General features: G+C 46.9%; 8 protein-coding genes. 6 read left to right on the forward strand and 2 right to left on the reverse strand.

The genetic code is table 11. The features are described 5' to 3' along the window. Nucleotides 1-1,535 precede the first annotated feature (1,535 nt). The 3 genes from BXP70_RS26415 to BXP70_RS26425 all read left to right on the forward strand — a co-directional run bounded on the left by BXP70_RS26415 (nt 1,536) and on the right by BXP70_RS26425 (nt 3,556). Entirely contained in the window at nt 1,536-2,474 is a 939-nt protein-coding gene (locus tag BXP70_RS26415) for a replication initiation protein (RefSeq protein WP_086597130.1), read from the forward strand. A 27-nt stretch (nt 2,475-2,501) separates the two neighbouring features. After that, on the forward strand, nt 2,502-2,792 hold the full coding sequence (locus tag BXP70_RS26420) for a hypothetical protein (protein WP_086597131.1): 291 nt from the start codon (nt 2,502-2,504) through the stop codon (nt 2,790-2,792). A 206-nt stretch (nt 2,793-2,998) separates the two neighbouring features. Then, nucleotides 2,999-3,556: a Fic family protein gene (locus BXP70_RS26425; protein ID WP_086597132.1), complete on the forward strand. Its 558-nt coding sequence runs from the start codon at nt 2,999-3,001 to the stop codon at nt 3,554-3,556. Between the two features lie 191 nt (nt 3,557-3,747). Here the strand turns inward: BXP70_RS26425 and BXP70_RS26430 are convergent, their stop codons facing one another. Next, nucleotides 3,748-4,059 carry a hypothetical protein gene (locus BXP70_RS26430; protein WP_086597133.1) on the reverse strand — a complete coding sequence of 104 codons (312 nt, stop codon included), beginning with the start codon at nt 4,057-4,059 and terminating at the stop codon, nt 3,748-3,750. A 66-nt stretch (nt 4,060-4,125) separates the two neighbouring features. Continuing rightward, nucleotides 4,126-4,782 (reverse strand): AAA family ATPase, encoded by a 657-nt coding sequence (locus BXP70_RS26435; RefSeq protein WP_086597134.1) that lies wholly within the window; start codon nt 4,780-4,782, stop codon nt 4,126-4,128. 768 nt (nt 4,783-5,550) lie between these two features. Here BXP70_RS26435 and BXP70_RS26440 point away from each other — a divergent pair. The 3 genes from BXP70_RS26440 to BXP70_RS26455 all read left to right on the forward strand — a co-directional run bounded on the left by BXP70_RS26440 (nt 5,551) and on the right by BXP70_RS26455 (nt 17,667). Further along, nucleotides 5,551-6,066: a DUF4468 domain-containing protein gene (locus BXP70_RS26440; protein WP_262490775.1), complete on the forward strand. Its 516-nt coding sequence runs from the start codon at nt 5,551-5,553 to the stop codon at nt 6,064-6,066. A 1,228-nt stretch (nt 6,067-7,294) separates the two neighbouring features. Then, complete coding sequence (locus tag BXP70_RS26450; protein ID WP_086597137.1) at nt 7,295-10,921, forward strand: RHS repeat domain-containing protein; 3,627 nt, start codon at nt 7,295-7,297, stop codon at nt 10,919-10,921. Nucleotides 10,922-10,974: 53 nt separating this feature from the next. Next, nucleotides 10,975-17,667: a DUF6443 domain-containing protein gene (locus tag BXP70_RS26455; protein WP_086597138.1), complete on the forward strand. Its 6,693-nt coding sequence runs from the start codon at nt 10,975-10,977 to the stop codon at nt 17,665-17,667. Nucleotides 17,668-17,669: the final 2 nt, after the last annotated feature.

Below are 17,669 nucleotides of genomic sequence, written 5' to 3' on the forward strand. Positions count from 1 at the left end.
TCGAGTGCAATTGCAGGCCACGCGCTGCGCGAGTCGTGGGGCTAACGCCCACCAGAGGCCAGAACAGGACACCAAAATCAGTTACTTCCCTTACTACGAAGGAGATATCGAAAGATTGTTGAGAAAACAGCCCCTCAAATAGGGCGAAAACGACGCTGTTGTGACGAATTTACAACATGTTGGGGCGTGCCAACGCCCGTGCGAGGGAGGAAAAAGGTGCGGAGGTGACGCCAGCTAGCACACTTTCTCGAGTTGGCGGCGCTTGCTGTTCAGGCGGTGGGCTCGTGACCCAGCCTCCTGTACCTACACACGAGACGGTGGGGTCACCACTTGAGGTCGCTGCAGCTCGGCAATGGGCGCGGGGCAGTTCTGCTGGTCGCCTCTAGTGCCCGCAGATATCCGCTTTTTTCATGTGCAATTGCAAGCGACCGACTGTGCGGGTCGTGGGGCTACAAGCGACCAGAAAGGCAAAAACACTATAAAAACTAGTTAAACTCTTGACATACAAGGCTTTATTTTAAAATTTGTGAGACTGGGCCGACAAAAAGAGGCGAAAAAGGCCCTTTTTGTGGTAAATCTGTCACAGTTTGTCTGCTTTTTAGGCTGCAATTCGGGCAAATGGGATGAAAACCAGTGAATACTACATTGTCAGAACAGTTTTCTATTGCGGCTTGCTTTTCTTTTTCTCCTCTTTTGCTGTTTCCTCGTTTCGGGTTGGATGGCAGCGCAATGACCTAGCGAAGCGTTTGACAGGAGGTGTTTGAGAAACGACATCTTGTGTAGGGGCTCTTGTGGACAATCAATCATAAGTAAAGCTGTCAAGTGTTTAGCTTATAAATCCACCTGTTTGCAACAAGAACCCTCAAACGAAAAACGACTTTTTATCAGTTACAGCCAAGCATCTTACCGCCATGGGCCTAAAGTCTTGCTCATATGTTTCGTTATAAAGTGATTCATAAGGGAACAGGGTAGATCGCTGATAAAAAGTCGTAGTTACGTTTTCACGTTTACGTGCCTTCCCCTTAATACGGTAGGTAATCTTAGTTAGGAAAAGCACAGCGTAGTAATCGGATGGGATATATAATGTAAAACGTGCGACGCTAACTATATACAGTGATTACCACAGATAAATTAGAATAGTATAAATTAGTATAAAAAAAATGCAATCACGTAACTTTTTTGTGCCTCTTTGTGCTTTTCCCTTTTCTGTTTTTTGACTCACCTTTTATATGAAATTAGATCATTTCTAAAAGCTGATTTTGTACTCGCGCGTATCAACAACTTGTGTATTTTACAAGTATTTGTCTATTTGCAGGGGCTCATAAGTAATTGAATTACTGAAGGTTATCCGGAATTAAAACGACTTTTTATCAGTTAAAAACGACTTTTTATCAGTTAAAAACGACTTTTTATCAGTTAAAAACGACTTTTNGGTTTTTATTGATAAAACGACTTTTTATCAGTTAAAAACGCCCTATAAAAACCATTGTAGTTTTTCGTCAGCTTTCTATATTTACAGCTCAACTTAAGCTCCTATGGAAAAAGCTAATGCTCTTGAAGTCAGGCAACATAACGCCATAACAACGGCGCGCTACGACTATACAGCTTGCCAATTAGATCTTTTATTCTTTCTGCTCTCTAAGCTTCGTAGAGAAGACAAGCCGAACCAAGAATATCAGATCCACATGAATGAGGTAGTGGCCATGACCGGGCGAGAATGGCACTACAAGCAACTCAAAGAGGCTACTGAATCAATGGGTTCCCGCATGTTTGAAGTGGAAAATGACCAGTCCTACGTGCAGCTTTGGATGTTCCAAAAGGTAGAGTACGTAAAAGGCCAGGGATACTTACGCATTCGACTATCGGAGGACATTCGACCTTACTTGTTCGAACTTAAAAATAACTTCACCTCTTACCAGCTATTTTCCGCCTTAAAGATCTCTAGTAAGTACGCTAAGCGTATCTATCAGCTCGCTAGCCAGTGGAAAGACATTGGAGAAACTAAGACCTACGATCTAGATGAGTTTAAGCTTATGCTGAAGCTCAAAGATCCAAAAGGGAAGGAACCTGAGCAGTTTCAACGTATCAGCGACCTAAAAGCGAAAGTGTTGGATATCGCTGTACGACAGATCAATGAGAATACGGAACTTAAAATAGGTTACAAATTACTCAAGCAAGGTCGCTCCTTCAACGCCGTTCGCTTCTACGTTACCAAGCAAGAACCCAAGCAATTACCCATTCCTTTCGACGAGTCCCCCGAGCAGGCTAAGATTCTAATGGCGCGCCGGCATCTGGAAGCACTAGGAATTACGGACCCGAAGCTAATAGGTCAGATTATCGGTGACGAACAACTCATAAATGAGTTGTTCAAGTTCATGTATCGGCTCAAGACTGATAAGATTAAAGCCGATAAGAACCCCGCCGGATTACTGCTCACCGTACTAGGGCTAAAAACGCCGACCAAAAACAGCTGAACCTCTAAACCTCTTCTCTCTCCTACGATGACAAGGCATGATCAAGAAGCGTATCGCGCACTTAGAAGCTATCTAACGCACTTACTAACTACTGCACAGGACAAATCCTTCGACGACGTGCCCGCGCCACTACGAGCCAGCGTAGAGGCTTTTATGCAAGGCAAAACGGTCTATCATGATGCTGCGGACCGGCCGATGATTTACGCGCATGATCTAGCAGCCTGGGCTCATCAAGTAATTCACGTGTCGGGGTTGGAGTATCCGGTGTCACTGGCTAATGTAGATGTAAATCAATTGCGTCAAGCGATAGCCGCGTGACTTGGAGTGAGATCGAGCGCCTGACAGTCTTGGTGCAACAACTACCGTCAGCAGATCAATTATCTCGTCAGCAGTTGAACCACGTGCTCGTATCAGCTCACTCTACTATGATTGAAGGATCAAGGGTTACGGTATAAGCTGCTTTTGACTTTCTGCTAGGTGAAGAAGCCATAATTGACCAACGTTTGCCTTGGGATGGCTACGACATGCTCGCTGACCATGCACAAGCACTCGACTTAGCATTGCAATGGGCTGATGAGCGCAGATTCCTTTCGCGTCAGATGCTACAGGAGCTAGCTGGCGCCGTAATGCGCACCACGGGATTACGTACGAATAGTATTCTGGGGAGCACTGATGCGGCTAAAGGAGACTTCAGGATAGATAAAGTCTCCATCTTAGGTGCTAGCTCTTTTCCAAATGCGCAAAAGATACTAGTCTTAGTGGACCAGCTCATACGCCAACTGTATGAACAGATGCAGGAAGCTGTCACCTTACAGCAGCAGTTGTACGCAGCTTTTGATGTTCACCAGAAATTAGTGAGTATACATCCATTCAATGATGGAAATGGCCGCATCTCACGCCTGCTTATGAATTACGTTGAACACTACTATGGCCAGCCCTTAACAGTGGTCTTCCGCGAAGACAAAGCTGCTTACTTCGCTGCCCTAGAGGTAAGTCGCCTTACGGATGATCTAACGCCATTCCGGGACTTTATGCTAGAGCAGCATGCCAAGTCGCTTAAGCAGCAGTTAGCAAGCAGTTAACACAACTATTACTACAACTGAATAAACAACTATAATTAGTTGTTTATTTGCAAGCAACCTATTTACAATCAAGGATATAATAGCATAATTTTAAATGCATTTTTCACATCATCATAGGCTGTATGCAACTCGTGTTAATAGACGCTTCTTAGCTTCGACCTCTTCAACTAATCTTACAACTAAATAGACAACTATTTTCGGTTGCGAGCTTTCTTCTCTTTCTCAATCTTTTCTTTAACAGCAGTAACGACAAAATCGTGGATGGAGATTCGGTCCCGTTTGGGCAGGCTATCCTGAATAGCTCTAATTTGTGCTAATTCACTCTCGTAAATTTTAAAGGTAAAAGACTTGAGTTTGTCCTCTTCAGCCTCCACCTTACTAGGCGTTATAAGTGACTCTTCTAATACAGAGCCACCTTTACTGATCATTTCTTGCATGGCCAGATTAGTCAAGGATGCTGGTGAAGTAGGAGGGAGGCCAAGTTTGGGTTTCTTGATAGCCATGAGTTGCTGGTTAGGTTCTACTATGAGAACTATTTTACAAGTTATATTAGTTGTAAAATCAGTTGTCTATTTAGTTGCTTCTACTGCTGATTGCACATTATTGCACAACTCATTGACTTCAGCCACAGCCTTATCATCAGCGGGCTTCATCTCTAGCACACCTAGACCAGCGGCAGCAGCATTAGCGAAAGAGATACGATTACCAACAGCAGTCTCTAAGAACTGTAGGTACTCGGACCCACGAAGTAGTTCGGCTGCCTCCTCCTTGTAAGTGCCGCGGGCATCGGCCTTATTAATGAATGTTAAGGATCTTAAGCTTGGATTAAACGGAGCTACTTCAGCAATCAGGTTCTCGACCTTTCGAAGAGTCCAGATGTCAAGTGAGCGAGGAGCAAAGGGTACCAAGTATACGTGCGAGATTGTCAACGCAGAGCGCTGACTGACTGTGTCACGGCCGCCAGTATCAATAACAATGTCATCGCATTTGGTAGATAGGCGTTGTACCTGAGCGTTTAACTCCCGACCCGTCACCTTAACAGCAGTATAGCCAAGATCCCCATCAAGTGACTGATGCCGAAAAGAAGTGAAGTCTGTCGCGGATTCTTGATCATCAGCATCAATTAGAATCACATCACGTCCTTGCTGAAGCAAGTACACCGTCAAATTCGTGGCTATTGTGGTCTTACCACTGCCGCCTTTTATACCACCTACCGTGTAGATCATGTTGTTATTGCTGAACTGATGACGGTTGTAACTTTAGTTGTAAACTTAGTTGCTGAGTACTTATTAAACAAATCCTTTGTTCTAACCAGTAAGTTAGATCTAGATGGCATTGAGAAAATGTTAGCATCAATCACTATGCACAAGAGTTCGAGACGTCCTTGCCTATGATTGACTTAAAATTGACATAGAAAGCTGACCATTCCTCAACAATGCAATTCTGACTATCAGCATCCAGCTTGCATTATCCCAAGAGCCGGGGTATAAGCAACTTTGTGTTAATCAGCTTTTTCCAGAAAACAGCTACCTTGATAACTAGACTGATTTCTGGTTTTTATCTACTTTGAGTAGCTTTTTAAAAAAGAGTCCACTCCATTATAGCGTTGTAAAGCTGGTTGATAGAAAGATGAAGGCTAGTCGAAAATTGCTGCTTGCTTGGTCAAGCCTAGCTCCGCTACTTCTAGTGTTTACCTATCATTCTCGGGCACATCGGCATGATCAAGGAGAGACGACGATAGCAGTAGCCCTCATGCTGCTGATAGCGCTTCTGGTACTCTATCCAGTTATACGAGTCAACCAAGAGCCCTGATGAAGTAATGGAAACAATTGCTAGCAGCATGGCGAAAACACAAAGCTATTCCACTGAGAAAGCCGTGACCTCCTATGCTACTTTACATAATTCGACTTATGCGACTTATCTTTTTCACTTCCTGATTCTTACTGATTTCGACGAGTATCTATTCGCAGATTACGCATGCGGTCACCTTACCGATTGCTGCTAACACCCAGAAAGTAACTTATACGGAAGAGGTACTGGCCGAAGAGATAAGCCAAACGGAGCTTTATGCCAGGGCAAAGGGATGGTCGGCCACTAGTCACGCCTCCACGCACGCGGTCCTGCAGCCGGAGAAGAAGCAGGCGGGCGTACTCGTTGCGCGCGCCAAGATGCTGCTCACGATGGTTGGCCCGGGTGGCTTGGTGGAGCAGCCCATCTGGTATACCATTATCGTGCGCGTGCAGCAGGGCCGCTATCGCTACTGGCTCACGGACTACCAGCTGGCTCGTGCTGGCAAACTCCTGCCGTTGGAGTCTCAGCTCGCGCCCACATTGCCACAGCAGGAACGCCAAGCAAATGAAACCCGCTTCATGCCGGTCAGCTTACATTCCAAAGCCGTGATTATCGGGCTGCAAGCGGCCATGCGCAAGCCGGTTGCTCGCCCGAAGAAAGCAGATCCGCTTGCTCCCTATAAAGTAGGATTTCCTGGAGCAGGAAGCCCGCAGCGGTAAGACGTTACTTTCTAAGAAATGGTCATTAACATAATCCGTGTTGTAAGCGCATTATCAGCAAAATAACAATTTAACCTTACTTGAATCAGAAGCGAAAAATAATACTTTTAAAGTAAGGTGAATTAATTAGATGCTTCAACGAAACGCCGCTGCTGAACGATGTAGATTGCACTGCCATTGCGGATTGTTACTGCTAGTCAGTGCTTGGAGGGCAAGGAGTTTTCAATTTGACGAGAAGAGTTTGCTCAAACTAGATCTCGATGTCGGCGCGCTCCCTAGTCAAGTTCTAAATCGCCCCTTCAAGGCGAGCAGCTGGAGGAAGCATGGCAACATACTATATCAGCGCATCTCATCTTCCCTACAGTTCACAATCGACAAGGTGTACCACATCTTACTGTTGGCCGCTTTCAAGATCTAAAGAAGACGATTGTAGGGCACATTCGTAGGATAACGAAGTGGCTTGAAAGTCTGGGCTTGGGTCATCAGAAGCCCTTGTCATCCTTGGCTTCGACGGACCATCAGATGGCTGTATGTACTAAGCCAATAGTCGTGCTGTTATCGCACTTTTTGGGTAGTGCTGCCTCATCTGTCGTATGGTCAACTCCATTTCGGTCTCGTCTGCGTCGACGTCTGCGCAACATACAATAGCACACGACACTACCTTCCATACAATAGCGACAAGATGGTGTTGAAATGCTGCGAATCTGCACCTTGGAGGCGTAGGTTCGCATTCTTCTGCCGACCGCACTGAGCGATGCGCACTGCGCAAACAGGGAGTTGACTTAGGCCTAACTGCGAGTAGTGGCAGTGATCAACAAGCCTGCCTTCGCCCAAAGAATGAAACTTGAATTATTTATAATATATATTATTGTTAATATCTAATATATATAATATTATTGTCAGCAGGTTTAACTCTTGAGCACATCGTGCTTTCTCTTGGCTAAGAATTGGATAAGCATCTCACCTAGCAACTGAAGTGGTTTCTATAGGTGAAGTCAGGCAAGTAGTTAACAGATGCTTAGGTAACAACTAGTACGCAAGAGCCCTGGTCTTCCTAGCACGAGGTAAAAGGCCTCGCTAAATCTTACTTCCAGTTCCAGTTATAGCCAGACCTAGCAGCCAAGGCAGCTAGGTCTGGCTAACCTACCTGGCGTAATTCTTTATCATTTTTCCTAGTCCCTTCTGCTACCTTCTTTCATTTACAATAGTATTTCAGATACTACCTGGTATGATAACGTTCACTTGTAGGAGATTAACGCTACTATTCTTTTTCTTTCTAATCTTATTTGAATCAGTAAGGGCACAGCAATCTTCGGCTCTTTACAGCCAAGTTTCGATCGCCTCACCAACAGCTTCTGCGCTTGGTAAGTACGCTGATATACCTGTTAACCATCACACTGGCATTCCAGAAATAAACGTTCCTATCTACACTATTGCTGAGGGACCTTTGACGCTGCCTATTGGCTTGAGTTATCATGCTGGTGGTATTAAAGTGCAAGAACCGGCTGGTTGGGTCGGTACCGGCTGGGCGCTCAACGCAGGCGGAGTGATCACCCGCTCCGTTCAGGATAAACCTGACGAACGGGGCACCACCAATGCAACTCGCGGTCATTTTAGTGACTATGGCTATAATAGCTACTGGACTGAGGGTGGTTCCGATGTTTACACTGCAAGCGGCGCAAACGCCCCGTATGATTACGGCTTTGCCAATGGCCAATATGACGGGGAACCTGACTTGTACTTTTTCAACTTCAATGGGTATTCAGGCAAATTTTATTTCAATGATGATCGGACGCCCGTAGTAGTAGACGGCCAGGATCTGAAAATAGAATACTATTACCCAAGTGCTAACCAATCGCCTGGCACTTCTGCCAGCTTTAACATTCAAGGGTTTATCATCACCGTACCCACAGGCGATAAGTATTATTTTGGCGTAACCGACTCCTCGGCGCCCAGCGAAGCGAACCCTAGCCCAGTAGAAACCACGCACAGCTCCGCAGAGGACAATTTGGTAACGGACAATGTGTACTCCAGTTACTACCTAGCGAAGGTTGTGGCAGCTGACGGCGTTCATGCCATCACGCTGACGTATGCGCGGGAGAAATACTGTTATTATACCATAGCGATGTCGCCGATACGTGGTAACGGTATAGTTAATGGAGCTGTCCCAGTAGGAGCATACCTACACGAGTATAGTCTCGTCAAGAACAACATTGATGGAGTTCGATTAGCGCAAATTGCGTTTTCCACTGGAAAAGTTACGTTCAACTCAGCCGCTTCCGCCAGAACGGACTTAGGCGAATACTTAACTGGCGGGCTGCTCGACGATTATGTGAACACACAAGCTAGAGCGCTCGGCAGCATCGCGGTAAGTGCTACTGACTTCTGTAAGCAATACTCGTTCTTATATAGCTACTTTAAGGGGGATACTACCCCTTTAGCTGCTGGTATTCAGGTTAATAGTGCCATCACGACCGATATTACGCGCTTGAAGTTGGACAAGATACAGGAGACTTCCTGTGATGGAACGATTGCAATGAGTCCGTGGGTATTTGCCTATAAAACCGACTTTCTACCTCGCCGATTGTCTTTTGCTCAAGACCACTGGGGCTTTTACAACGGGCAGAATCAGAATAATCAGATTAATACGCTGATTCCTACTTATTACGGGGACATTAACAACTCTATTCCCCTCTTCAATGGGGCAAACCGAAATCCATCCGCGCCCGCAATGACGAATGGAGTTCTTACATCTATTACCTATCCCATGGGTGGTAGCACTACGTTCGAGTATGAACCGAATGATGTCTGGGTTTCCTACCGCAAATACGAGTACCAAGAAGTGTTTTCTCGCTGCGTGGGCTCGCTCTGCGGTTCCATCCAGCAGACGTTTGATGTTCCATTTTCCGGTAACCCCTACCGCGTCACGCTAGACTACACGTCTAATTCTAATAGCACGTACCCTGGGAAAGCTTGGGTTAGCGGTGTTTCCCCCTCACTAAGTTTGACTGTTTCTAAACAGGATAGAAAGTTTCATGATGAAACGGTGATACAACCCAGTCTGGGCACTCGCTCTTTCTACATGGGCAGTGACATTGGCGTGGGATCCAGCGAAGGCGCTATCGTAACGTTCTATGAGAATCGACCACGTACAGTTGAAGAAAATGCCTTGGCAGGAGGATTACGAATAAGGTCCATCACGACCCGAGCAAACGCTTCGGAGGCAGGCATAGTCACGAACTACACGTACCGTGACGGGCAAGGCCATTCTACGGGTACGCTCTACAGTCGTCCTCGGTACGTGCAAGTGATACGCAACGATTTTCTAGCGGAGTTCGGCTATAAGACCTTTACCCCAGATCCTGACCGGAGCCTGAATGGCTGCCTAAATAGTGCCTCTTCCTCTCAGCTATATTTAGCTTCTCCCTGTGGTATTCTGCCGATGTCGACAACGCAGGGAAATCACCTTGGCTATGATCAAGTGACAGTAGCGCAATCGGGTAATGGCCGAACCGATTATTATTACTATGGTGATGCTCGGTGGACCAATTACAACGACGTGTGCATTCGCAATGTAAATCCATCCGCGTGTGATCCAACAATTCCGAATGTACCTGCGGTGCCGCTGCGGTATGATTTCAGTCGAGGCCTCTTGAAATACCAGCGCGTGTTTGATGAGCAGGGCCAATATCTGAAATCCATGCAGTACACCTATGCTTATGATAGCAGTAAAGCGACTACCCCTGCATACATTGTAAAGTACGTCGCTGGTGCAATGCTAGGCAGTCGCTATGAACGCAGATCGTATTGGACAAAGCAAACACAGGTCATCGAAACCGAGATAGCAGCCGGCCAGAGTAGGCAAACCACTACGATAACGGCCTATAACAATCCTTATCATCGGCAACCGACGCGCACAACGGAGTTCTTGCCCAGCGGAGACTCACTCACGACCCGTTATAAATATGCCTTTGAATTGCGGGCACCTGCCTGTGAGACGATCGCTGATGGCATGTCATCATACACCGATCGTTGTGCTAGCTGCGATGCCGTGCTGCGAACGCAGTTAGCGCAAGCGCCAGATGAAACGTGGGTACACAAATATAAAGTCGATAATTGGTTGTGTCGAGCTACTGCCCGCAAGGATTACATAGCCTATCGTCGTACGACGTTTACCAACAGTACCAACACCTATCAAACAACCCACAATACCGCTAAGAATGCTGCTGATAGTAATCTAAAGCCGTTGTTGCAACTACAGGATGACTACAAGAATGAACTAGTTGAAACCAGTAAGTGGAAGAACGGACGCTTGTTAAGCGCTGCCTATACAGCATTCGGACCAGATCTTACGCAGGGCACCAAGATGTACCCAGCTAAATTGTTCTCCCTTTTTCTCGACAGCCCTTCTGCTTCATTTACGCCGATTACGGTCAATGGAAATGGGGTAAGCATAGACAATCGCTACTCAAACACGCCGGAGACAACGCTAAAGTATGATCGAGGCAATCTAACGGAAGTATTACCTCGACTTGGAGTAGCTACTTCCTACGTGTGGGGATACAACAATACACTGCCAATTGCGAAAGCTGTTGGTGTAGGTTATGCCACCCTAAGCGCCGCTTATAATCGCGTGAGGGGAGACCTGACAACTATGCGCAATCAGTCTTCCTTAGCGAATAGCTTGCTAAGCACCTATACCTATAAGCCGCTGGTAGGCTTGATCAGCCAAACCGATCCAAGTGGTCGTACCATCTACTACGAGTACGATGCGTTGGGCCGCCTTGCGCGCACCGTGGATGATAAGGGGCGCCTACTGCAACAGCAAGAGTATAAGTATGCTCTACAGCCTTAAACGCTGACCATACGCTGTCCTTCACTCTATTTTACTTCTTAGGTTATCTACTTATGCAACACCTTTATCGTTGCCGTCCGTTTCTGTATTGCCTTGTATTTCTGCTCTATGGCTGTTTAAGCAGTTTGTCCGTTCAAGGCCAAACGAGTGAAGGGTTAGTACCCGACTCTACTGAAATTCGGGTCCTGCGCCAATTTTACTATTCCACAGGGGGGCCAACTTGGTACGATCATAGAAATTGGTTGGATGGCTCAACCATAGCGAATGCCAGCAAATGGACAGGAGTAAGAGTTCAAGGTGGCGATGTTGTTGGTTTGTGGCTTGATGTGAATAACCTTAGTGGGTCATTGCCAGCTTCACTAGGCCAACTTACTCAACTTCAGAGTTTAATAATATGGGGAAACCCACTGAGTGGTCCATTGCCAGCTAGCTTCAGTCAGCTCACTCGTTTACAATACGTAGACCTACATGGTAATTATCTTAACGGTCCATTACCTACTACCGCGCTAAGCCAGCTTCACCAGCTGAACTATTTAGACTTAGGTGGCAATCAGTTTAGTGGTACGCTTCCATTTGAGCTTGGTCAGCTTACTCAGTTAAAGATGCTGAGTTTAGCACAGAATCAACTCAGTGGCTCTTTACTGCCTGAGTTAAGCCAGCTTACCAATCTACAACAATTGAACTTATCTAGCAATAAGTTTGAGGGACCGCTACCAGTAGAGTGGAGTCGGCTCACCCAATTACAGGGTTTAGGCTTAGGCGGCAACAAATTAAGCGGCACATTACCACCAGAGTGGAGCCAATTAACTAAACTAGAGGGGTTAGACTTGTCGAACAATAGCCTTGATGGTCAGCTACCTGCTGTATGGGGGCAACTTCGCCAATTGTATGGTTTATCCTTAGCGCATAATCAACTCAGTGGTTCCCTTCCGAGTGAGTGGTGCCATTTTCCCTTGTTGTCTTCTTTTGACTTATCCTTTAATAAACTTAGTGGCACACTACCAAGTGAGCTAAACCAGTTGACCCAACTTTTCTATTTGAATTTGTCTAATAATCAATTTAATGGTTCACTACCAACTGATCTAAGTCAACTCTCCAAATTAGGTTATTTTATCTTATCAAATAATCAATTTAGCGGACCTCCTCCCATCGGATGGAGAAGCCTTACCCAATTAAGATACTTATATTTATCTAATAATCAACTTAGCGGTATATTACCTAGTGAATGGAGCGAACTTTCATCGCTCTCTACATTAGACTTGTCTTCTAATCAGCTTAGTGGATCTCTTCCACCTGAGTGGAACCAATGTAGCAGTTTACGCAATCTCACGCTATCTTCTAACCACTTCAGTGGTACGCTCCCATCTCAATGGGCTCAAGGTCCGCTTGGCAGGAAGTTGTCCGACTTAAACATATCGCATAATGATTTTAGCGGTCAATTGCCTTCAGAATGGGGAAGAAGTGAAAACCTCTATAGTTTAGATCTATCGTATAATCAGTTTAATGGTGTCGTACCAGTTGAATGGGGAGAAATTGAATACCTGGGTTTTGTATCCCTTGCTCACAACAACTTTAGAGGCTCATTACCAGAGCAGTGGGGAAAAGTTCAAAATTTCTATCATATAGACCTAGATTCTAATCAGTTCTCGCAGATACCCTCTTGGCAACAGCAAGAGTATGCCGAAGATCTTCTTTTACGCGTAAGTAATAACAAGCTTGATTTTCGTAGTCTGGAACCGAATTTCTCTGGTCCGAACGGCAAACGTCCTTATTACTCCTTTGACTACATACCTCAAGCTCCTCCAAGCGGTACAGATACCGTACGCTATTCTGTTGGGGATACCTTACGTCTCACTCGCTCCCTAGGAGGACGCTACACCCATTATCAGTGGGAACATCAGCAAGCAGGGCAATGGGTAGAAATCGCTGGAGCAAATGATTCACTATTAATATTTTCGTTCGCTACTACGAGTGATTCAGGCCGCTATCGTGTACGTGGCACTAACGACTGGGCCACGGACTTGACGTTGTATAGCAAAATGCTCTACGCTCAAGTCAGCACGAGTTGCCCTACTCTAACAGCCTCACGCCCATCCACAATCCAAATCGGAGATGCTGTGAGCTTACAAGCTTATGCTCAGCCTATCGGCACCGCCGTGCAGTGGCGCGACGCAGCCGGTACGCTGCTGGCAACAACGACACGGCTCACCGTGCAGCCCACGCAAACGACGACGTACACCGTCACGCCTGCAGAAGCTGCTAGTTGCCCAGACGTCCAGGCCACGGTAACTGTGACCGTAGTGCCCGCCCCTCCATTAGCTAACCCGCCGACTGCGGCCTGTTCCCCTAACTTACTAGGCACAGAACCTGCCGCCGACTCATCAGTACCTTTAGTGAATTATGTGCGCACCTACACGGCGCAGGTAGCGTTGCCAGCGACGACGGATATAACCACCCAAGCCAAAAAAGCAGTGGCGGTGCAGACGCAGTACTTGGATGGATTAGGTCGACCCGTGCAAACCGTACAACATCAGGCCGGCATCATGCGCCCAGACAGTACGACGCCAGATTTAGTGCAACCAATGGCCTATGATGCATTAGGGCGCCAACCCAAGCAGTACCTGCCTTACGCCATCGCTACCACTACGGCGAATTACGGCTACCATGCGAACGCCTTATGGGAGCAGTATCACTTCTACACGGATACGCCCTATGGGCCCAGTCCGATCAACGACAACGTAGCCCTAACGGGCGTAGCCTATAGCGAGCAGCAGTTCGAAGCTTCCCCACGGAATAGGGTGATAGCTCAAGCGGCCCCAGGAGAAACGTGGCGTTTGCTACCTACCGAAGATAAGGCCAACCACACCGTGCGCGTGCAGGAACGTCCCCATACTAAGTGGGATGGGGTGCTTCGGTTCACTATTGATTACACGGGTGATTATGGTAAAATTGAGCACGTGCCGGATTATGCTGAAGGTGCGCTGTGGCTGAAGGAGATTACCGACGAGAATGGCCATCACGTGCGCGAGTTCACCGACAAGCAAGGACTACTCCTGTGTAAGCAGGTGGAGGATAGTACGGGCTCTTGGTTGCAAACCTACTACGTCTACGATGACTTCAACCATTTGCGGGCAGTATTGCCACCCAAGGCCATTGCGCAGGCTACTGCTCTGGGAGCCAACTATCAAATGGGCCCCAATGAGGAGCCCTTGCTGTTCCGCTACCGCTATGACGGCAAAGGCCGCGTGATCGGCAAGAAAGTACCTGGCCAGGACGGCGAGATGCAGTTCGTCTACGACCAGCTCGACCGCGTCATCATGACCCAAGATGCGCGGCAGCGCGCCATGCCATCTCCACAACTGAGCTGGAATAAGTACGATCAGTTGGGACGTATAATTATGACGGGAATCGCTGATTGTTCGGACACATTTGCCTGGCTACAAAGCGAAGAAGACCGCGCTGCTCAGAACAATTTGTTGCAGCAATTTGAGTTGCACCGGCCGGATCAGCCAACAACGCATCACTACACCATTAGCCAAACGTACCCAAATCTGAACGACACATGGCGGTTTCCCAACGCACGTATTCTTACAGTCTCCTACTACGACGATTATGACTTTGATCGAAATGGTGGCCGGGACAGCAACTATGATGCGCGCTACCAAGATCAGTTTTCTACAACTTCAACTCTGGACAAACCGGCCGTGGATCTGCGGACCAAAGGCCTGGTAACGCGCACCAAGACCCGGGTACTTGAAGTAGACGAGAATGATCCTAATGCATGGCTGACCACTACTTTCTTCTATAACGAGAGAAGCCAACCTATTCAGATTCAAAGCACGAATGTTCTTGGCGGCACGGATGTGGTGACCTCCCAGGTTGACTTCTTAGGCAGAGAAGTTAAGAGCTACAGCGTACACACAGGCCCCAACCACGAGCCCATAACCATTGCTGAACTATCCAATTATGATCATGCTGGACGATTGATCACTACCCAGCAGCAGTTAGGTTCAGAAGAGAATGCTACAACAATAGCAAGCTACAGATACAACGCATTAGGTCAACTGATCAACAAAACATTGAGTCCTGACCAGGCAATCACTAAACAGTCCGTGGATTACACGTATACCGTACGTGGGTGGTTGAAAGGCATTAATGAAGATTTAGTCACCGGAGCTACTCCGGCATCCACTTCCACTGATCTATGGGGAATGCAACTCAGCTATGAGTGTGGTTTCCGAATGCCTGAATACAATGGCAACGTCAGCGGGCAGAAGTGGCGAAGCCGTAACGATGGAGTAGCCCGCGCTTATGGGTACCTCTACGATGGGGCTAGCCGCCTAAAACAGGCAGATTATGTAGCACAAACGCAAGCGGGAACATGGAGTGCCGAACAGCAACGCTATGGATTGTTGGGAATCAACTATGATAAGAATGGTAACATTCGCTCCCTACAACGGCGGGGACTACTTGCCCAATCTACTCACCTCACGCCTAAACAATATGGTCTTGTAGACGACCTCGCGTATAGTTACGCCTATAACAATCGTCTGCAAGCCGTTGAGGATCGAGTACTCAACAACGCTATAGCTCAACCAACAGGCAGCGCAGCGGCTTTGACGTCATTAGCGGGAGATTTTCAGGAGAAAATGCGTACTGCGCCAGGACAAGCACCCACAATCGAGTACAATTATGACGCTAATGGTAATCTGAAAGCCGACAAGAACAAGGGCATTACTTCTATCACGTACAACCATTTAGATCTACCTACCCAAGTTAACTTCTCCGCGCAAGATTTCATCGAGTATCGATATACGGCTAGTGGGGAAAAGGTGGCCAAGCTTATCCACCAAGCGGGGCAAGTGCAGCAAATCGACTACGTAGGTCCTTATCAGTATGAAGGGGACTCCTTGCGGTTCTTTAACCATCCAGAAGGTCGGGTTTTACGCTTTGTGTCTCCTAGTAGTGCGCAAGTGCGGTACGTACGGGAGTACACGATCAAGGATCATCTAGGTAGTTTGCGAATTGCTTACCGTCCTGGTGACCCAGCAACTTACTGGGCCAGCATGGAGCCGAGTCGCGCAGAGCTAGAAGAAGCGCAATTTGATCAAGCAAGTATCGCAACGACGCGCTTTGCTGCGGGTAGCGCGGCCCGCACTGCAACGGTAGAAGGGAGTTACGTTGCGAAGCTTAATGCAGCCGCAGGCAAGCCTATTGGGCCACTGCTTCTGCTTCCCGTACATAAAGGTGACGTTGTCGATGTGCTGGCGCCTGGTTACGCGCCGCATCCGGTGCCCAATGGCTCTTCCTTCAGCTTCTCATTGCTGAGCTTTGTTACCACGTTGTTACAACAGCCTATGGTTCCACCAGGAGGAGAGACAACGAAAAAAGGGCGTTCACTTCCATTCTTGGGACTAGGCCTAGGATTGGTGCCTAGCCTAGTACAAACTGGACAAGTGCCAAAGGGCTACGTACGGGCACTCATTTTTGATCAGGATTCAGCTTTAGTAGACTCCTACACACAACCGCTGACAGCCGCAGCGCTCAGCGGCTATGAAGAATTGCGGCTCCATGTGCAGGCTCCACAAGATGGCTATATGCAAGTGTACGTAGGAAATGAAAGCGCTTTGGACGTTCTCTTTGACGACGTACAAGTAGACTACAAGCCAGGGCTCTTAGTACAAGAAAACCAGTATGACCCTTGGGGCCTCGCTCTCAATGGAATCAATCGAGACGGAGGTTTGCCGATTAATAAGCACCAGTATATTGGCCAAGAAAAGCAGGAAGACTTGAATCTTAATTGGACGCAAACGGACTTCCGGATGTATGATCCCCAATTAGGAAGGTTTCATCAAGTTGACCCACTAGCAGACATTATTTCGGCTATCAGTCCTTATCAGTATGCTTTTAACAATCCTACTCTTTTCTCTGATCCATCAGGATTGTTAGGAGAAGTAGAAGGCATCGGGGCCCCAAGCAACTTTGATGATGAAAGGAAAATGGGGTCAAAGAAAGCAGGCAATGTGCGGAAGACAAATGGAGCAGCACGGCCAGCACACGCTTCTAGATCTAACAATACAGCACAAGCAGATGCAACCAGGGTTCTGAACCTTAATGTAGGCGTCACGAATTCAAGCTACCATAGAAAAGCCGATGTTGCTGGTCGCGCCGCTGGTAGCACATCGAACTTACAGAGCACTATGATTCCTGCTGCTATTGCAGTTCCCATAGAAACCTTCGGAACAATAACTTTAGAGGAATTACTCTCCAGAGCTGCGGCTATGACCATGCGATATGGTCCGTTCGTATTGCTAACGTTAGAAGGAGATACTGACCATCTCCATGGTTCATCAGCCGTAAAGCCTGTTACAATAGCTGATATGACAACCAATGACAATCAAGAATATAAGATTGCTTTGGGAGTAGACGATGATCTTGCGAACTTTAGCATGAAGATGAACTTCATACCTTATATGAACAACTGGGCTGAAGCATCTGAGAGTAGAGAGGCTATAAAGAAGAAAATTATAGCAATTGGAATGCTAAAGAACACATCTTTTCACTTTAATTTACATACTAACAAAGGTAGGTTTGACGACCTTATAAATATAAATTCAAACAAAAATGCCACAACTAGAATGGAATATTTTCTTGTAAGAGACTATTTTCCTCACAAAACAACATTTTACAGGAAGTCTGGAACAATATATAAGAAGGAAATTCCAAACTATAAAGCACAGGAATAGTC

This window comes from Hymenobacter crusticola, assembly GCF_002154225.1.
In the GTDB taxonomy this organism is placed as follows: Bacteria; Bacteroidota; Bacteroidia; order Cytophagales; family Hymenobacteraceae; genus Hymenobacter; species Hymenobacter crusticola.